The organism is Streptomyces achromogenes (genome assembly GCF_030816715.1).
Lineage (GTDB): Bacteria > Actinomycetota > Actinomycetes > Streptomycetales > Streptomycetaceae > Streptomyces > Streptomyces achromogenes_A.
The window spans coordinates 1,988,998-2,006,279 of the sequence record NZ_JAUSYH010000001.1; the positions used below are offsets into that span (position 1 = coordinate 1,988,998).

The window sequence follows — 17,282 nt, forward strand, 5'->3', positions numbered from 1 at the left end:
AAATTTCCGGCTTGTCATGGAGCTGGACCGGACAACCCCAGGCAGACCTGCGGGCCCGCCGGCGCCCCGGAGGCTTCCGGGCTCGAGACGCGAGGACCGATGGCAGCCATTCACGAGAGCAGTGCTCTCGGCCTGCTCGACGAAGAGATCCACGCCCGATCCGGTGACACCGCCCGTTTCTCCGGCGGTCCCGCCGCCTCTCCGCGCACCCTCGTCGACGTCTTCGACGCCTCCGTGCGGTCGTTCCCGGACGAGCCCGCCCTGGACGACGGCAGCACGCCCCTGACCTACCGCGCCCTCGCCGTCGAGGTGGAGAACCTCCGGCGCCGGCTCGCCGCCGCCGGGGTCGGGCTGGGCGACCGGGTGGGCGTGCGCGTGCCCTCCGGCACCAACGACCTGTACGTGGCGATCCTGGCCGTCCTCGCCGCCGGCGCGGCCTATGTGCCGGTGGACGCCGAGGACCCCGACGAGCGGGCGGAGCTGGTCTTCGGGGAGGCGGACGTGCGGGCGGTGGTGGGCGCCGGGCACGAGATCACCGTCCACGGCGCGTCCGGGGCGGCGGCGGGCCGCCCCGGCACCGGGCACGACGCCTGGATCATCTTCACCTCCGGCTCGACCGGGAAGCCCAAGGGCGTCGCCGTCAGTCACCGCAGCGCCGCCGCGTTCGTGGACGCCGAGGCCGCGCTGTTCCTCACCGAGGAGCCGATCGGACCCGGCGACCGGGTGATGGCCGGGCTGTCGGTGGCGTTCGACGCCTCCTGCGAGGAGATGTGGCTGGCCTGGCGGTACGGGGCCTGTCTGGTGCCGGTGCCGCGCGCACAGGTGCGCAGCGGCGCCGACCTCGGGCCCTGGCTGGTCGAGCAGGAGATCACGGTGGTCTCCACCGTGCCGACGCTGGCCGCGCTGTGGGAGCCCGAGACCCTCAACGACGTCCGGCTGCTGATCTTCGGCGGCGAGGCCTGCCCGCCGGAGCTGGTGCAGCGGCTGGTGACGGAGGGCCGGGAGGTGTGGAACACCTACGGGCCGACCGAGGCGACCGTGGTGGCCTGCGCCTCGCTGATGTCCGGCGAGGAGCCGGTCCGCATCGGACTGCCGCTGCGGGGCTGGGAGCTGGCCGTCGTGGACGAGGCCGGCGAGCCGGTGCCGATGGGCGGCAGCGGACAGCTGGTGATCGGCGGGGTCGGGCTGGCCCGGTATCTCGACGCCGGGAAGGACGCGGAGAAGTACGCGCCGCTGACGTCGCTGGGCTGGGAGCGGGCGTACCGCAGCGGCGACCTGGTGCACGCCGACGCCGACGGGCTCGTCTTCCTCGGCCGGGCCGACGAGCAGATCAAACTCGGCGGACGGCGCATCGAACTGGGTGAGGTCGACGCGGCGCTGCAGGCGCTGCCGGGCGTCGCGGGGGCCGCGGCGGCCGTGCGCAGCGCCCGCAGCGGCAACCAGCTTCTCGTGGGGTACGTCGTCGTCCAGGAGGGCTGGGACCAGGCGGCGGCCGTGCGGCGGCTGCGCGCCGAGCTGCCCGCGGCCCTGGTGCCTCTGCTCGCGCCGGTCGACGACCTGCCGACCCGGACGTCCGGGAAGGTGGACCGCAACGCGCTGCCCTGGCCCCTGGAGGGGCTGGAGACCGGCGGCCGGACCGAGCAGTTGTACGGCACCGAGGCCTGGCTCGCCGAGCAGTGGACGGAGGTGCTCGGCATCCCGGTATCCGGGGCCCGCGACGACTTCTTCGCGATCGGCGGCAGCAGCCTGGCCGCCGCCCAGCTCACGACGAGGCTGCGCACCCGGTATCCGAGCGCGGCCGTCCTGGACGTCTACCAGCAGCCGACGCTGCGCAAGCTGGCCCGGTACCTGGAGGAGTCCGCGCAGGACGACGGGGCCGCCCGCGTCGTCGCGCCGGTGCCGGTGCGCGCCAAGGTGATCCAGCTGCTGCTCCTCCTCCCGCTGTTCACGCTGCTGGGGCTGCGCTGGACGGTGCCGCTGGCCCTGGTGGGCAACCTGCTGCCGGGGTACTCCTGGCTGCCGACCGCGCCCTGGTGGCTGGTCGTCAGCGGCGCGGTGCTGCTGTTCAGCCCGCCCGGGCGGCTCGCCATCGCGGCCGGGGGTGCGCGGCTGCTGCTGCGCGGGGTGCGGCCCGGGCGGTACGCGCGCGGTGGCGGCGTCCATCTGCGGCTGTGGACGGCGGAGCGGCTGGCCGAGTTCAGCGGGGCGACCTCGCTGACCGGCTCCTGGCTGGAGCGGTACGCGCGGGCGCTGGGCGCCAAGGTGGGGCCGGACGTGGATCTGCACTCGCTGCCGCCGGTCACCGGCATGCTCAGGCTGGGCCGGGGCGCGGCCGTCGAGTCCGAGGTGGACCTGTCGGGCCACTGGCTGGACGGCGACCGGCTCGAGATCGGCCCGGTCAGGGTGGGTGCGCACGCGGTCGTCGGCACGCGCAGCATGCTGTTCCCGGGCGCCCGGGTCGGCAAGCGGGCCGAGGTGGCTCCGGGCTCCGCGGTGACCGGTCAGGTCCCCACCGGTCAGCGCTGGGCGGGCGCGCCCGCGGCCAAGCTCGGCAAGGCCAAGCGCAACTGGCCCAAGGAGCGGCCGGCGCGGGGCACGTACTGGCGCTTCATGTACGGGCTGACCGGATTCGCCCTGACCGCGCTGCCGGTGCTGGCCGGCGGGGCGGCGCTGCTGGTGGCGGGCCTGTTCGTGCCGCCCGGCGGTGGTCTCGCCGCGGCGCTGTCGGGCGCGGCGCTCGCCCTGGTCCCGGCGACGCTCGCCTTCGGGCTGGCGTACGCGGTGCTGCTGGTGGCGGCCGTGCGGCTGCTGAGCCTGGGTCTGCGGGAGGGCACGCACCCGACGCACAGCCGGACGGGCTGGCAGGCCTGGACGGTCACGCAGCTCATGGACCGCTCGCGGGAGACCCTGTTCCCGCTGTACGCCGGGCTGGTCACGCCGGTGTGGCTGCGGTTGCTCGGCATGCGGATCGGCAAGGGCGCCGAGATCTCGACCGTGCTCGCGCTGCCCAGTCTGACCACGGTCGGCGAGGGCGCGTTCCTCGCCGACGACACGCTGACCGCGCCGTACGAGCTGGGCGGCGGCTGGATGCGCATCGGGCGCGCGGAGATCGGGCGGCGGGCGTTCCTCGGCAACTCGGGAATGACCGCGCCGGGGCGGAGCGTGCCGGACGGCGGCCTGGTGGGCGTGCTGTCGGCGACGCCCAAGAAGGCGAAGAAGGGCAGTTCGTATCTGGGGCTGCCGCCCGTGAAGCTGCCGCGGAACACCACCGGCGGTGACCAGAGCCGGACGTACGAGCCGACCGCGCGGCTGCTGTGGGCGCGCATGCTGGTGGAGGTGTGCCGGATCGTGCCGGTGTTCTGCTCGGCGGGGCTGGCGGTGCTGACGGTGGCGGCGCTGTGCGCGCTCGGCGCGTGGGCGGCGCTGCTGTCGGGGCTCGTGCTGCTCGGGGCGGGGGCCGCGGCGGCCCTCGTCTCGGTGGCCGCCAAGTGGCTGCTGGTCGGCCGGCACCGCAGCGGGGAGCATCCGCTGTGGAGCGGGTTCGTGTGGCGCAATGAGCTGGCGGACACGTTCGTCGAGGTGGTGGCCGTGCCGTGGCTGGCCGGCGCCGTGCCGGGGACGCCGGTGATGACGGCGTGGCTGCGCGGGCTCGGGGCGCGGATCGGCCGGGGCACGTGGGTGGAGAGCTACTGGCTGCCGGAGTCGGACCTGGTCACGCTGGAGGACGGCGTGACGGTCAACCGCGGATGCGTCCTGCAGACTCACCTCTTCCACGACCGGATCTTGCGGACGGATACTGTGGTCCTCCGTGAGGGCGCCACGCTGGGCCCTGGCGGGATCGTGCTGCCCGGCAGCACGATCGGGGCCCGGACGACCCTGGGTCCCGCGTCGCTCGTCATGGCCGCGGAGTCCGTCCCCGACGACACCCGCTGGCTCGGCAACCCGATCGAGGCATGGCGTCCCTGAGGACGGGCTACTCGGACCCGGAGCGCGGCGACGCACCGGCGGCGGGCGGTTCGAGCACAGGGCAGGGAGCGGACGCGGAAGTGGCAGTTCAGCAGTCGGTCGGGCCGGACCCGTACTTCCCGGCCAACGGTGACTCCCGGTACCGGGTGCACCGCTACGAGCTCACGCTGGACTACCGGCCGGGCCCGAACCGGCTGTCGGGCGCCGCGCGGATCAACGCGATCGCGGGGCGGTCCGCGCTGGCCGAGTTCCAGCTGAACCTGGCCGACTTCAAGATCGGCCGGGTCCGGGTGGACGGTCGTCCGGCGCACTACACGCATCGGGGCGGCCGGCTGCGGGTCGGGCCGGCCAAGCCGGTCCGCGCCGGGGCCGCGTTCACGGTGGAGGTGCAGTGGTCGGGCAACCCGAAGCCGGTGAACAGCCCCTGGGGCGGTATCGGCTGGGAGGAGCTGGACGACGGGGCGCTGGTGGCGAGCCAGCCGGTCGGGGCGCCGTCCTGGTACCCGTGCAACGACCGCCCGGCGGACAAGGCGTCGTACCTGATATCGGTCACGACGCCGTCGGCGTACTCGGTGGTGGCGGGCGGCCGGCTGCTGACGCGGACCACGAAGGCGTCGACGACCACCTGGGTCTACGAGCAGTCGGCGCCGACGTCGAGCTATCTGATAGGGCTGTCGATCGGCAAGTACCAGACGGTCCTGCTGGGCGACCCGGGGCTCGGCGGCGTCCCCCAGCACGGGCACATCCCGGCGCGGCTGCTGCCGGAGTTCTCGCGGGACTTCGCGCGCCAGCCCGCCATGATGCACCTCTTCCAGCAGCTCTTCGGCCCGTACCCGTTCGACGAGTACGCGGTGGTCGTGACGGAGGAGGAGCTCGACGTCCCCGTCGAGGCGCAGGGGTTGTCGCTGTTCGGCGCCAACCACGTGGACGGGGCGCGGGGTTCGGAGCGGCTGGTGGCGCACGAGCTGGCGCACCAGTGGTTCGGCAACAGCGTGTCGATCGCCGACTGGCGGCACATCTGGCTGAACGAGGGGTTCGCGAAGTACGCGGAGTGGCTGTGGTCGGAGCGGTCGGGCGGTCGCAGCGCGCAGCAACTCGCCGCCGTCGCCCACCGGTTGCTGGCGACGCAGCCGCAGGATCTGCGGCTCGCCGATCCGGGGCGCAAGTCGATGTTCGACGACCGGCTCTACGAGCGCGGCGGTCTCGCCGTGCACGCCGTGCGCTGTGCGCTGGGCGACGACGCGTTCTTCCACATGGTGCGCGCCTGGCTCGGGGTGCACCGGGGCGGGTCGGTGACCACGGCGACGTTCGCCGCGCACGCCGCCCGGTTCACGTCCGAGCCGCTGGACGAGCTGTTCGCGGCCTGGGTGTACGGGACGGCGCTGCCGCCGTTGCCGACGCCGTCGGCGCAGCGGGGCGCGGCATCGGCCTGAGCGCCGGGCCCGCTCCGGCGCCGGCGTCGGAGCGGTGACGAGGCCGCGGGGCGAGGCAGGACCGAAGGGCGGCAGGACCGAAGGGCGGTGCAAGCGGTCGCGCAGGCTCTCCGGCCGTCCAGGGGCGTGACCGGGACCGGTGGGCGCCCGGGCACAATGAACCGCATGGCCCGACGTTCCGCACGCCCGCGACAGCGCGCCTCCGCCGCTGTGCCCGCCACCCCCGCCGTCCCCGCCGACTGCCCGTGCGGGCTTTCCGCACCGTACGAGGCGTGCTGCGGCCGCTACCACGCGGGCGCCGGGGCCGCGCCGACCGCCGAGGCGCTGATGCGGTCGCGCTACAGCGCGTTCGTCATGGGCGAGGCGGGCTATCTGCTGCGGACCTGGCATCCGCGGACGCGTCCGGAGCGGCTGGAACTCGATCCCGGGACGCGGTGGACGGGCCTGGAGATCCTCTCCGTGTCCGACGGGAGCGCGTTCCACCCGACGGGGACGGTGGAGTTCCGCGCGTCGTACCGGGGCGGCTCGCTGCACGAGCGCAGCCGCTTCGAGCGGGTGGACGGGGCCTGGGCGTACGTGGACGGCGACTTCCCGGAGTGACGCCGCACGCCGGCCGCGTCAGGGAGCCAGGATGTCCAGTTCGTGGAGGGCGCCGACGGTGATCTCGCGGGTGAGCCGTTCCGCGCGGGCCGCGTCGCCGGCCCGGACCGCCTCGGCGACCTGGACGTGCAGGGTGACGGCGGCCGGGTCGGGGTCCTCGAACATGACCTCGTGATGGGTGCGGCCGGCCAGGACCTCCGCGACGACGTCGCCGAGGCGGGCGAACATCTCGTTGCCGGAGGCGGCGAGGATCACCCGGTGGAAGGCCATGTCGTGGACCAGATACCCCTCCAGCCGGTGGCCGCGTGAGTGGGCCACCATGCCGAGCGCGCACTCGGTGAGCTCGGCGCACTGTTCCGCCGTGGCGTGCCGCGCCGCGAGGCCCGCCGCGACCGGCTCGATCGCCGAGCGCAGGACGGTGAGCGAGCGCAGCTGGTGCGGGCGGTCGGCGCCGGCCAGCCGCCAGCGGATGACCTGCGGGTCGTAGACGTTCCACGCGGACCTGGGGCGGACCGTCACACCGACGCGGCGGCGCGACTCGACCAGGTCCATGGACTCCAGGACGCGGACCGCCTCGCGCATCACGGACCGGGAGACGTCGAAGCGCTGGGCCAGCTCGTCGGTGCGCAGGACGCTGCCGGGCGGGTACTCGCCCGCCGTGATCGCGGGCCCCAGGGCGTCCAGTACGCGGCCGTGGAGCCCCCGGTCCGGAGTGGTCATGCACTCAGCGTACGGGGTAGATCACGGAGTCAAAAAGTCAGACTTATTCGGCACCGGGCCTTGCAATAGTCCTACCTAATCGGTTTCAGTGTCGTCGACGGCGTCCACCGGCGCCGGATGTCGAGGAAGACAGCGAGGCAGAGATGCGTACCCCGCACGTCGTCGTGCTGATGGGCGTCGCCGGCACGGGCAAGACCACCGTCGGTCCCCTGCTCGCCGCCCGGCTGGGCGTCCCGTACGCCGAGGGCGACGACTTCCACCCGCCGGCCAACATCGCCAAGATGTCGGCCGGCACCCCGCTCGGCGACGACGACCGGTGGCCGTGGCTCGACGCCATCGGCGCCTGGGCAAACGAGCGGGCCGGGCTCGGCGGCGTGGTCAGCTGCTCGGCGCTGAAGCGGTCGTACCGCGACCGGCTCAGGGCCGCCGCCCCAGCCGTCGTCTTCGTCCACCTGGCCGGCGACCGGTCGCTGATCGAGGACCGCATGGCGCACCGGCGGGGTCACTTCATGCCGACGGCGCTGCTGGACTCCCAGTTCGCCACGCTCCAGCCTCTCGAGGCGGACGAGGCCGGCGTCGTCGTCGACGTCGTCGGCAGCCCGGAGGCCATCACCGGGCGGGCGGTGACGGCGCTGAGCGCGCTCGCCGGTCCCGTGGACTGAGCCTCCCCGTCCGGCAGACCACCGTCGGCCGACCACCGGGACCGGCCCTCGTCGCCGGCCCTCGTCGACACACCCTCGTCACCCTCCTCCAGAGCACTCGCTCCGGAGCTCTCCTGCGGCGTCGGCCGTACCCCCGCACGCCCTCGCACTCCCCGTGTCCCTCCCCCACCCCCTCCCCTACCTGACAAGGGAATCCCCGTGACCAGACTCAGCGTCGAGATGCTGGCAGCGGACGCCGTCGAGCCGATCACCTCGGCCGGCCACGCGCGGCTGGGCATCGCCGTCCTGGCGGGCATCGCCGTGATCGTCCTGCTCATCACCCGGTTCAAGCTTCACGCCTTCCTGGCCCTGACCATCGGCTCGCTCGCGCTGGGCGCGTTCGCCGGGGCGCCGCTCGACAAGGCCATCGCCTCGTTCACCACCGGGCTGGGCGCCACCGTCGCCGGGGTGGGCGTGCTGATCGCACTGGGCGCGATCCTCGGCAAGATGCTCGCGGACTCCGGGGGCGCCGACCAGATCGTGGACACGATCCTCGCCAGGGCGGGCGGCCGCTCCATGCCCTGGGCGATGGTGCTGATCGCCTCGGTGATCGGTCTGCCGCTGTTCTTCGAGGTCGGCGTGGTGCTGCTGATCCCGGTGGTGCTGATGGTCGCGGGGCGCGGCAACTACTCGCTCATGCGGATCGGCATTCCGGCGCTGGCCGGTCTGTCGGTGATGCACGGGCTGGTCCCGCCGCACCCCGGTCCCCTGGTCGCGATCGACGCGGTCGGCGCCGACCTGGGCGTGACGCTGGCGCTCGGCGTGCTCGTGGCCATACCGACGGTCGTCGTCGCCGGACCGCTGTTCTCGCGGGTCGCCGCACGCTGGGTGGACGTCCCCGCCCCCGACCGCATGATCCCCCAGCGTCCCTCCGAGGACCCGGAGAAGCGGCCCGGGTTCGGCGCCACCCTTGCCACCATCCTGCTGCCCGTCGTGCTCATGCTGTCCAAGGCGCTGGTCGACCTCGTGGTGGACGACCCGGAGCACACCGTGCAGCGCGTCTTCGACGTCGTCGGGTCCCCGCTGATCGCGCTGCTCACGGCCGTGCTCGTCGGCATCTTCACCCTGCTGAGGCCCGCCGGGTTCGCCAGGGACCGGGTCTCGGGGCTGGTCGAGAAGGGGCTCGCGCCCATCGCGGGCATCCTGCTGATCGTGGGTGCGGGCGGCGGCTTCAAGCAGACGCTGATCGACTGCGGCGTGGGCCGGATGGTGCTGGAGATCTCCGAGGACTGGTCCATCCCCGCCCTGCTGCTGGCCTGGCTGATCGCGGTGGCGATCCGGCTGGCGACCGGTTCGGCGACCGTGGCGACGATCTCGGCGGCCGGCCTGGTCGCCCCGCTCGCGGCCGACATGTCGACGACGCACACCGCCCTGCTGGTGCTGGCCATCGGCGCGGGCTCGCTCTTCTTCAGCCACGTCAACGACGCCGGGTTCTGGCTGGTGAAGGAGTACTTCGGGCTCACCGTGGGCCAGAACGTGAAGACCTGGTCGGTCATGGAGACGATCATCTCCGTGGTCGCGGGCGGTCTGGTCCTGCTCCTCTCCCTCGTGATCTAGACGACAGGTCATGGGCGTGGGCCTGGGCGGGCGGGACGGCGGGCGACGCCCGCAGGCAGGGGAAGACGGGCACCGGGAAGCCGGGCACCGGGAAGAGGAGTCACGGCGATGAGTCACCCCCTGTTCGACATCAGCGGCCGGACGGCTCTGGTCACCGGCTCCAGCCGCGGCATCGGCCTGGCCCTGGCCCGGGGTCTGGCCGAGGCCGGCTGCACGGTCGTCCTCAACGGGCGCGACGCCGGACGCCTCGAGCGGGCGGCCGCCGGGCTCCCGGGCACGGTGCACACCAGCGCGTTCGACGTCACCGACGGGCCCGACATCTGCTCCCTGCAGAGCGAGGTGGCCCGCCCCGGCATCGCGCCCTACGCGGCCGCCAAGGGCGCGCTGAAGATGCTCACCAGCGCGATCGTCCCGGTGCGGGACGCGGAGTCGGCGTTCGCGCTCGCCGCCGACCGCAGCCGCTCCTGCAAGGTGCTGCTGGACTTCGGCGGCTGACCAACCGGACGGAGCCGTCGGGGGCTGTGCCGGTCACGGCCGCCAGTGGCGGTGTTCGCGCTCGGCCCACTCGCGGCTCACGGAGCCCGTGCGCATGCCGCGCCGGGCCTCCGGGTCGCCGAGCGCCATACCGATGTGGCCGGCCAGGACGATGCCGACGGTCAGGGCCAGCCAGTCGTGCACGAAGGTCGCGCTGGTGCGCCACATGATCGGGGTGAGGTGGGTGAACCACATGAGGAGTCCGGTACCGAGCATGACCAGCGTGGCCCCGGCGATCCAGGCCGCGTAGATCTTCTGACCGGCGTTGAACTTGGCGGCCGGACGCGACTCCCGCCGCTTGTCCCGGCGCAGGACGGCCCGCAGCCAGCGGCGGTCGTAGGGGCCGAAGCGGTTGAGGTGGCGCAGGTCGGCGCGGAACGCGCGGGAGGCGAGACCCGCGAGGACGGGGACGGGCAGTGCCAGCCCCGCCCACTCGTGGATGCGTACGACCAGTTCACGGCGGCCCACGAGCTGGGCGAACTCGGGGACGTACAGGCAGGCGGCCGTCACCACGCACACGCCCATCAGCAGCGCCGTGCTGCGGTGCACCCAGCGCTCGGCGCGGGTGAAGCGGCGCACTCCCGTGGCGGCCGGCGGGGCCTCAGCTCGTAGGCTCATCGTCGCGTCCGTTCGAACGGCCGACCCAGGCGTCGACGTCGTAGCCGCGGTCCTCCCAGTAGCCGGGCTTCACCTTCTCGGTGACGGTGATGCCGGAGAGCCACTTGGCGGACTTGTAGAAGTACATCGGCGCCACGTAGAGACGGACGGGGCCGCCGTGGTCGTGACCGAGGTCCTTGTCCTGCATGCGCAGGGCGACCAGGACGTCGGCGCGGCGGGCCTGGTCCAGGGTGAGGCTCTCGCTGTACGCGCCGTCGAAGCAGGTGAAGCGGACCGCGCCGGCCTTCGCCCGCACACCGGCCGCGTCGAGGAGGGCGGAGAGCCGCACGCCCTCGAACGCGGTGCCGGGGACCCGCCAGCCGGTGACGCACTGCACGTCCTTGACCATCCTGGTCTGCGGCATGGCCTTCAGCTGGGCCAGGGTGTAGCTGACCGGGTGGTCGACCAGGCCGTCCACGGTGAGCCGGTAGTTCGAGGCGTCCTTGTGCGGGACGGACGAGGTCACCGAGTAGTAGCGGAAGCCGCCTCCGTTGGGGAGCAGCCCGGTCAGGCCCGTGGGGTCCTTGTCCGCGGCGCTCCCGAGGAAGGCCTCGAGACCGCGCTGGAGCGGGGGTGCGGCGACGACCCCCAGGGCGCCGAGGGCGAGGGTGCCGAGGAACACCCGGCGGCCGACGGGGGCGCCGCGTTCCTCGGACGGTTCGGGATTCACCCGTCCATTCGAACACTCGCGGGCGGTCCGGACCAGGTTTCCCCGGCAGCCGTCAGACTTCCGTCATCACTTCTTGCCTTTCCGGGCCGCGCGGGAGGGGACCCCGCCGAATCCCGTGTGGCGTGCGCCATGGCGCGGCCCGGCCGGAGCCCACACCATGGCCGTAGGGGCGCCCCACGCCCCGGCTTCGGCCGCGGGCCCCGCGACCGAGTCAGCCGCCCGGTTCGGGGTACTCCCGCAACCATCGCCCCGGGCGGGCCCGCGGCGGACGCCTCGGGCACTCCCAGGGTGCCGAGGGCGCCGGGGCGCTACAGTCGGCCACTACGCACCCCGTCCGTGGCCCGACCGGATGATCGAGGTACGCAGCGTGTCGGTTCTGGTTCTGGTTCTCGCCGTGAGCGCCGCCTGCTGTCTGGGCTTCGGGTTCGTGCTCCAGCAGAACGCGGCCCAGCGGGCGCCGCTCGGCGACTTCCTCTCGCCGCGGCTGCTGTTCGACCTGATGAAGGTGCCGCGCTGGCTGGGCGGCCTCGGCCTCATGGTGGCCGGGATGGCCCTGGGCGCGATCGCGCTCGGCCAGGGCGAGATCTCCCTGGTGGAGCCGCTGCTCGCGACCAACCTGCTCTTCGCCCTCGCGCTCTCCCGGCACCAGACGAAACAGTCGCTGGGCCGCCAGGGCTGGGCGGGGCTCGTCCTGCTCGCGGGCGGGGTGACCGTCTTCATCGTGGCGGGCGAGCCGCGCGGCGGCAGCGCGGTCACGGATCCGCTGCGGCACTGGACGATCATCGGCGCGATGATCGGACTGGCGCTGCTGCTCACCACCTACGCCAAGCGCTCCCGGCTGAGCGCGGGCCCGGTGCTGCTGGCCCTCGCCGCAGGTCTGCTGTACGGCGTGCAGGACGCGCTGACCCGGGTCAGCGGACAGCACTTCTCGGCCGGCGGTCTCGGCGAGCTGATGACCGGCTGGGAGCCGTACGCGGTGCTCGCGCTCGGCGTGACCGGCCTGGTGCTGGTGCAGAGCGCCTTCGAGACGGCGCCGCTGCGGATGTCGCTGCCCGCGCTGACGGCGGCACAGCCGCTCGCCGGGATCGTCTGCGGCGTCGGCTTCCTGGGCGACCGGTTGCACGCCGACACCGCCGCGCTGGCCTGGGAGGCGACGGGGCTGGCGGCGATCGTCGCGGGCATCGTGCTGCTCGGGCTGCACCCGGCGATGCCCCGGGGCGGAGCCCCTCGTGAGAGGGTGCCGGATTTCCAGCCGCAGTAGTTTCCAGCCGCGGCAGGGCGGTCCTGGTCCTCCCGGCCGCAAGGACGGAGCTGCCCGGGCGGGAGCGGTTCGCACGGGGGCTGCCTGCTTGGGGCTGCCTGCACGGTGCTGCATGAAATGTGCTGCTCGGACGGGGCTGCTCGGACGGGGCTGCTTGGACGGGGCTGTTCGGACGGGGCTGCTTGGACGGGGCTGTTCGGACGGGGCTGCTTGGATGGGGCGATGAGCGCTGCTGACGAAATCCTCGACATCGTGGACGAGAACGACCGGGTCATCGGCCGGCGCCCGCGTGGGCAGGTGTACGCCGAAGGCCTGCGTCACCGCTGTGTCTTCGTCCAGGTCAGGGACGCCGAGGGGCGGATCTTCGTCCACCGCAGGACGGCGTCCAAGCTGGTGTTCCCCTCCCTGTACGACATGTTCGTCGGCGGGGTGGTCGGCGCGGGCGAGGCCTACGACGAGGCCGCGCTGCGCGAGGCGGAGGAGGAGCTGGGGGTGAGGGGGCTGCCCCGACCGGAGTACCTGTTCACGTTTCTCTACGAGGACGGCGCGGCCGGGAGCTGGTGGTCGGCCGTGTACGAGGTCCGCTGCGAGCTGCCGGTGACCCCGCAGACGGAGGAGGTGGCCTGGCACGACTTCCTGCCCGAGGAGGAGGTCGAACGGCGCCTGTCCGTCTGGGAGTGGGTGCCGGACGGGCTGGCGGCGTACGAGCGGCTCCGGGCGCACCGGGCCACGGCATGAGCCGCGCCGACGGGGCCCCGCGCGGCGACGGGTAGGGTCCTGCGGGTGATCGAGTTCGTACGGAACGTCCGGTTGTGGTTCGCCCCCGAACAGGTCAAGGAGGAGGGCAGCACGCCCGACTACCGGTTCTCGCTGGCGAACGAGCGCACGTTCCTGGCCTGGCTGCGCACCGCGCTCGCGCTGATCGGCGGGGGGTTCGCGGTGGACCAGTTCCTGCCGGACCTGCGCTGGGGCTGGCGGGTGGGGCTGGCGCTCGCGCTGCTCGCGGCGGGCGTGCTGTGCTCCCTGCGGGCGGTGAACCACTGGGTGCGCTGCGAGCGGGCGATGCGCCGGGGCGAGGACCTGCCGTCCTCCCGTTTCCCGGCGCTGCTGGGCGTCGTGGTCGCGGTGGTGGCCCTGGCGATGGTGCTGGTGGTGCTGGTGGGGTGGGAGGGATGAGCGCAGGCCCGGTGCCGGAGCGGGACCCCGGTCTCCAGCCCGAGCGGACCCGGCTCGCCTGGCGGCGTACGACGCTGGCGAGCACCGTCTCGGCCGTGCTGGCCCTGAAGGCCTCGCTGCACGACGGTCCGTCGGCGTTCGGGGTCGTGGCGGGCACGCTGTGCTGCGCCCTGTGGCTCGCCTTCCTGCTGCTCGCCCACCGGCGCATCCACGCCCTCGCCGCCACGCCGAGCCCGGCGGCCCTCACCGCCCGTCACGCCACGGCGGCCGTCGCCTGCGCCGTGGCGACGGCGGTGTGCGCCGTCGTCCTCGTGGTCTGACCCGCCCGCCGACGGGGGCTCCCCCGCCCACGCGCCGCTCCCCGCCCACGCGCCTCCCGCCCACGCCCTCCCGGCCCGGCCCCTACGCGCCGTCCCCAGCCGCTTCCTCCGCCGCCTCCGCGCCTTCCGCTCCCTCCGCGCCTTCCGCTCCCTTCGCGTCGTCCGCGTCCTTCACGTCGTCCGCTTCCTCCGCCCAGTCCACCGTGACGACGATCTTGCCGCGGGTACGGCCCTCCTCGCTCAGACGGTGGGCCTGCGCGGCCTGCTCGAGCGGGAACGTCTTGGAGACGTGCACGGAGACGACGCCCTGTTCGGCCAGTTCCGCCAGGCGGGTGAGGTCCCCGGCGTCGGGGCGGACCCAGCAGTAGCGGCCGCCGTAGCCGACGACGTCCCCGTCGGCGATCGACGCCAGGCGTCCGTCCGGGACCAGCAGGTTGGCGGAGACCTTCAGCGTCTCGCCGCCGACCGTGTCGAAGGCCGCGTCCACGCCTTCCGGGGCCAGCCCGCGCACCCGTTCCGCCAGCCCGTCGCCGTTGGTCACCGGCTCGCCGCCCAGCGAGCGCACGAAGTCGTGGTTGGCCTCGCTCGCCGTGCCGATCACCCGGGCGCCCAGGTGACGCGCGAGCTGCACGGCGATCGAACCGACGCCGCCCGCCGCCGCGTGGACGAGGACGGTCTCGCCGCGCCTGACCCGGAGCGCCCCGGTCAGCACCTGGTAGGCGGTGAGCCCGGTGAGCGGCAGGCCCGCGGCCTCCTCCCAGGTGAGGTTGCGCGGCTTGCGGGCGAGGGTGCGCACGGGAGCGGCGACGTACTCGGCGAAGGTGCCGCGGGAGAGGAAGTCCTCGCGGACGTAGCCGATGACCTCGTCGCCGACCGCGTACTCCGGGACGGACGCACCGAGCTGGACGACGACCCCCGAGACGTCCCAGCCGGGGATCACCGGGAAGACGGCGTCCAGCATCCCGTCCAGGTATCCCTCCCGGGCCTTCCAGTCGACGGGGTTCACAGCCGCCGCGCGGACCTTCACCAGCACCGCGTCGGGGCCGATCCTGGGGTCGCGCACCTCCCCGTACACGAGCGTCTCGGGGCCGCCGTAGCCTGCGTAACTGATCGCCTTCATGGGTCCGACCCTCCGGGGTCCCCGGACGCCACGCAAGCCGGATCACCCGATATGCGACCGCGGCGGCCCGTAGCTCGGGGAACGCCGGAACGGCGGAACGGCCGGGAGGGCAACGGCCCGAACGGCCGGGAGGGGAACAGCCCGCGCGGGCCGAAAAAGGGTCTGCCGACGGCTCCCCGGGTTCTGTCCGGGGAGCCGTCGGCCTATCGTGGCCCCGATCACGTTGGGCATCACCCCTGGACTCCATACCGACCGGTCGGCATCATGGGGCGAGCCCCTGTTCACCCGTCCCGTCCGTAGGAGCGACGCATGAGCCCCGACCACCCGCCCGGACTCGACCTCGACCGGCTGCGCGCCCTGCTGGAGCGCGAGCGTCCCGGTCTGGTCCACGGCCCCCTCACCGGACGGCTGATCGAAGGCGGACGGTCCAACCTCACCTACGCGGTCTCCGACGGCGAGGCTAAGTGGGTCGTGCGCCGGCCTCCGCTGGGGCACGTCCTGGCCACCGCGCACGACATGAAGCGTGAGCACCGGGTGATCAGCGCCCTGCACCCGACGAGCGTGCCGGTGCCCCGCCCGGTCCTGCTGTGCGAGGACGACGACGTGCTCGGGGCCCCGTTCTACGTCATGGAGTTCGTCGAGGGCACGCCCTACCGGACGGCCGACGAGCTCGCCCGGCTCGGCGAGCGGCGCACCCGGGACGCGGTGCTGTCGCTGGTGGACACCCTGGTGGAGCTGCACGCGGTGGACCCCGGCGAGGTCGGCCTGACCGACTTCGGCCGGCCCGAGGGCTTCCTGGACCGGCAGCTGCGCCGCTGGGGCAAGCAGCTGGACGCCTCCCGCAGCCGCGAGCTGACCGGGATCGACGAGCTGCACGCGGCGCTCGGCCGCGAGCTGCCGGCCTCCCCGGCCGCCGCCGTCGTGCACGGCGACTACCGGCTCGACAACGTCCTGATCGGCCCCGACGACACGATCCGCGCGATCCTCGACTGGGAGATGTCGACCCTCGGCGACCCGCTGACCGACCTGGGGCTGCTGGTGATGTACAGCGTTCCGCTGACGCTGCCGAACTCCCCGATCTCCACGACCGCCGCGGCGCCCGGTCATCCGTCGCCGGCCGAGCTGGTCGAGCGGTACGCGGCGGGCTCCGGGCGCGACGTCTCGGCGGTCTCCTGGTACACGGCCTTCGCCTGGTTCAAGCTCGCCGTGATCCTGGAGGGCATCCACTACCGCTACACACTCGGCCAGACGGTCGGGCGCGGCTTCGACCGCATCGGGGAGCTCGTCCCCGTCTTCATCGAGCACGGACTGACCACACTCCAGGAAGGCTGACCGGCATGGACTTCGCGTTCGACGCACGCACCGAGGACCTCCGCGCCAGGCTGCTCGCCTTCATGGACGAGTACGTCTACCCGGCGGAGGCGGTGGCCGAGGAGCAGCGGGCGCTGCTGGCCTCGCCGTGGGACACCCCGGCCGTGGTGGAGGAGCTGAAGGCCGAGGCGCGCAGCCAGGGCCTGTGGAACCTCTTCCTGCCCGACGCCGAGCACGGCGCCGGGCTCACCAACCTGCAGTACGCGCCCCTCGCCGAGATCACCGGCCGCTCCCCCCAGCTGGCGCCGACGGCGCTGAACTGCGCCGCGCCGGACACCGGGAACATGGAGGTGCTCGCGCAGTTCGGCGACGAGCGGCAGAAGAAGCAGTGGCTCGAGCCGCTGCTGGCGGGCGAGATCCGTTCGGCGTTCGCGATGACCGAGCCGGAGGTGGCCTCCTCGGACGCCACCAACATCACCACGCTCATCGAGCGGGACGGCGACGATTACGTCCTCACCGGTCGCAAGTGGTACATCTCCGGGGCGATGAACCCGGACTGCAAGATCTTCATCGTCATGGGCAAGACGGACCCGGAAGGACCGGACATCCGGCGCCAGCAGTCCATGGTGCTGGTGCCGCGCGACACGCCCGGCGTCACCGTCCGGCGGGCCATGAAGGTGTTCGGGTACGAGGACCACTACCACGGCGGCCACGCCGAGGTGGTGTTCGACCACGCGCGCGTGCCCGTGACGAACCTGATCGGCGAGGAGGGCGGCGGCTTCGCCATCGCCCAGGCCCGCCTCGGCCCCGGCCGCATCCACCACTGCATGCGGCTGATCGGCATGGCGGAGCGGGCGATCGAGCTGATGTGCCGCCGGGCCGTCTCCCGTACGGCCTTCGGCAAGGCGCTGGGACAGCAGGGCGTCGTGCACAACTGGATCGCGGACGCGCGCGTAACGGTCGAGCAGCTGCGACTGCTGGTGCTCAAGACCGCCTGGATGATGGACACCGTCGGCAACCGGGGCGCCCACGCGGAGATCCAGGCCATCAAGATCGCCACCCCGCGCGCGGTCGTCGACATCATCGACCGGGCGATCCAGCTGCACGGCGCGGGCGGCGTCAGCCAGGACTTCCCGCTGGCCGAGCTGTACGCCGGGGCGCGCACGCTGATGATCGCGGACGGGCCGGACGAGGTGCACCAACGGTCGCTGGCCCGGCGCGAGCTGAAGAAGTACCTCTAGAACCAGTGGCGCGGG

Annotated in this window: 15 protein-coding genes and 1 pseudogene; 12 read left to right on the forward strand and 4 right to left on the reverse strand. The window is 73.5% G+C overall.

Annotation, left to right across the window (positions count from 1 at the left end; translation table 11 throughout):
* Window positions 1-99: 99 nt before the first annotated feature.
* The 3 genes from QF032_RS09005 (at window position 100) to QF032_RS09015 (ending at window position 5,999) form a co-directional block, all read left to right on the forward strand.
* Complete coding sequence (locus tag QF032_RS09005) at window positions 100-3,966, forward strand: Pls/PosA family non-ribosomal peptide synthetase (RefSeq protein ID WP_307055652.1); 3,867 nt, start codon at window positions 100-102, stop codon at window positions 3,964-3,966.
* A gap of 80 nt (window positions 3,967-4,046) precedes the next feature.
* Window positions 4,047-5,399, forward strand: a complete 1,353-nt coding sequence (locus tag QF032_RS09010) for a M1 family metallopeptidase (RefSeq protein ID WP_307041369.1) — start codon at window positions 4,047-4,049, stop codon at window positions 5,397-5,399.
* Between the two features lie 165 nt (window positions 5,400-5,564).
* Window positions 5,565-5,999, forward strand: coding sequence for a YchJ family protein (locus QF032_RS09015; protein ID WP_307041371.1), 435 nt, complete (start codon window positions 5,565-5,567; stop codon window positions 5,997-5,999).
* Window positions 6,000-6,017: 18 nt separating this feature from the next.
* Here QF032_RS09015 and QF032_RS09020 read toward each other — a convergent pair whose 3' ends face one another.
* Window positions 6,018-6,719 (reverse strand): FadR/GntR family transcriptional regulator, encoded by a 702-nt coding sequence (locus QF032_RS09020; protein WP_307041373.1) that lies wholly within the window; start codon window positions 6,717-6,719, stop codon window positions 6,018-6,020.
* 143 nt (window positions 6,720-6,862) lie between these two features.
* Between QF032_RS09020 and QF032_RS09025 the strand changes: the two genes are divergently transcribed.
* The 3 genes and pseudogenes from QF032_RS09025 to QF032_RS09035 form a co-directional block, all read left to right on the forward strand.
* The gene (locus tag QF032_RS09025) at window positions 6,863-7,381 is read left to right on the forward strand and encodes a gluconokinase (protein WP_307055654.1); all 519 of its coding nucleotides are present in this window, start codon (window positions 6,863-6,865) and stop codon (window positions 7,379-7,381) included.
* Window positions 7,382-7,579: 198 nt separating this feature from the next.
* Complete coding sequence (locus tag QF032_RS09030; RefSeq protein ID WP_307055656.1) at window positions 7,580-8,977, forward strand: GntT/GntP/DsdX family permease; 1,398 nt, start codon at window positions 7,580-7,582, stop codon at window positions 8,975-8,977.
* A gap of 108 nt (window positions 8,978-9,085) precedes the next feature.
* Window positions 9,086-9,385: pseudogene (locus QF032_RS09035) on the forward strand (SDR family NAD(P)-dependent oxidoreductase); the annotation flags it as partial.
* A gap of 120 nt (window positions 9,386-9,505) precedes the next feature.
* On the opposite strand, the gene QF032_RS09040 reads toward QF032_RS09035, so the two are convergent.
* On the reverse strand, window positions 9,506-10,129 hold the full coding sequence (locus QF032_RS09040) for a cytochrome b/b6 domain-containing protein (protein ID WP_307041377.1): 624 nt from the start codon (window positions 10,127-10,129) through the stop codon (window positions 9,506-9,508).
* Window positions 10,113-10,838: a molybdopterin-dependent oxidoreductase gene (locus QF032_RS09045; RefSeq protein ID WP_307041379.1), complete on the reverse strand. Its 726-nt coding sequence runs from the start codon at window positions 10,836-10,838 to the stop codon at window positions 10,113-10,115. The genes QF032_RS09040 and QF032_RS09045 overlap by 17 nt, the downstream gene beginning before the upstream one ends.
* Before the next feature lie 367 nt (window positions 10,839-11,205).
* Here QF032_RS09045 and QF032_RS09050 point away from each other — a divergent pair, with 367 nt between their 5' ends.
* From QF032_RS09050 to QF032_RS09065, 4 genes are all read left to right on the forward strand, one after another.
* Window positions 11,206-12,099, forward strand: a complete 894-nt coding sequence (locus QF032_RS09050) for a DMT family transporter (protein ID WP_307055658.1) — start codon at window positions 11,206-11,208, stop codon at window positions 12,097-12,099.
* A gap of 222 nt (window positions 12,100-12,321) precedes the next feature.
* The gene (locus tag QF032_RS09055; RefSeq protein WP_306953707.1) at window positions 12,322-12,837 is read left to right on the forward strand and encodes an NUDIX domain-containing protein; all 516 of its coding nucleotides are present in this window, start codon (window positions 12,322-12,324) and stop codon (window positions 12,835-12,837) included.
* Between the two features lie 45 nt (window positions 12,838-12,882).
* Window positions 12,883-13,275, forward strand: a complete 393-nt coding sequence (locus QF032_RS09060) for a YidH family protein (protein ID WP_307041382.1) — start codon at window positions 12,883-12,885, stop codon at window positions 13,273-13,275.
* A complete protein-coding gene (locus QF032_RS09065) occupies window positions 13,272-13,595 on the forward strand; it encodes a DUF202 domain-containing protein (protein WP_307041384.1) in 324 nt (107 codons plus the stop codon). The genes QF032_RS09060 and QF032_RS09065 overlap by 4 nt, the downstream gene beginning before the upstream one ends.
* Window positions 13,596-13,677: 82 nt before the next feature.
* Here the strand turns inward: QF032_RS09065 and QF032_RS09070 are convergent, their stop codons facing one another.
* The gene (locus QF032_RS09070) at window positions 13,678-14,715 is read right to left on the reverse strand and encodes an NADP-dependent oxidoreductase (protein WP_307041386.1); all 1,038 of its coding nucleotides are present in this window, start codon (window positions 14,713-14,715) and stop codon (window positions 13,678-13,680) included.
* A gap of 309 nt (window positions 14,716-15,024) precedes the next feature.
* Here QF032_RS09070 and QF032_RS09075 point away from each other — a divergent pair, with 309 nt between their 5' ends.
* Window positions 15,025-16,047 carry a phosphotransferase family protein gene (locus QF032_RS09075; RefSeq protein WP_307041388.1) on the forward strand — a complete coding sequence of 341 codons (1,023 nt, stop codon included), beginning with the start codon at window positions 15,025-15,027 and terminating at the stop codon, window positions 16,045-16,047.
* A 5-nt stretch (window positions 16,048-16,052) separates the two neighbouring features.
* Window positions 16,053-17,267: an acyl-CoA dehydrogenase family protein gene (locus QF032_RS09080; protein WP_307041390.1), complete on the forward strand. Its 1,215-nt coding sequence runs from the start codon at window positions 16,053-16,055 to the stop codon at window positions 17,265-17,267.
* The last annotated feature ends 15 nt before the right edge of the window (window positions 17,268-17,282 follow it).